This is a genomic window from Nocardioides sp., from assembly GCF_024509035.1.
Classification (GTDB): Bacteria; Actinomycetota; Actinomycetes; order Propionibacteriales; family Nocardioidaceae; genus Nocardioides.
In genome coordinates, this window is sequence record NZ_JANINT010000290.1 from 1,636 (window position 1) to 2,432 (window position 797).

The 797-nt window shown below is 71.5% G+C and carries 1 protein-coding gene; it reads left to right on the forward strand.

Features of this window, described 5'->3' with window-relative positions; genetic code table 11:
- Positions 1-60: 60 nt before the first annotated feature.
- A partial coding sequence (locus tag Q0L15_RS19330; RefSeq protein WP_296606194.1) for an ATP-binding cassette domain-containing protein occupies positions 61-797 on the forward strand: 737 nt, incomplete at its 3' end.

Genomic DNA, 797 nt, shown 5'->3' on the forward strand with positions numbered 1-797 from the left:
GGGGTCCGGGCGCTCCACGATGTCTCCCTCGCGGTCGCGCCCGGAGAGGTGCGAGGCCTGGTGGGACAGAACGGGGCCGGGAAGTCCACGCTGATCAAGATCATCGCCGGTGCCGTCGCTCCCGACGCGGGCCAGGTCCTGATCGCCGGTCACGAGGCGTCCGGCGGGGTCACGGAGCACCGCGCCGCGGGCGTCGCGGTGATCTACCAGGAGCCGCAGCTGGTCTCCGAGCTGTCCGCCTTGGAGAACGTCTTCCTCGGCGCCACACCTCGCAACCGGATGCGAGGGGTGGGCTGGTCGGCGATGCGTCGTGAGTACGACCGGATGTGCGCCGACCTCGAGGTCCAGATCGACCCGCACGCCCGGGCCGCCTCCTTGTCCCCCGGCGACCGGCAGCTGATCGAGATCATGCGCGCCCTGCGAGCGGCCTCGGCCGTGCTGATCCTCGACGAGCCGACCACGGCGCTCCCGGAACGGGAGCGTGAGCGGCTCTACCGCGTCCTGGACCAGATCAAGGGGCGGGGGACCGCCGTCGTCTTCATCTCCCACGACCTGGACGACGTGCTCCGGATCTGTGAGACCGTGACCGTGCTCAAGGACGGGCAGACGGTCACGACCGTCCCGGCGACGAGCCTTGATCACGACCGGCTCGTGGCGGCGATGACCGGCGAGGCGCTCGCTGAGTCCTTGCGGCCCGCGATCACCCGTGGCGAGGAGCTGCTCAGCGTCCGCGACCTCGCGGTGCCGACCGGCGTGAAGCGGGTCAGCATCACCGCCCACGCGGGCGAGGTCGTGGG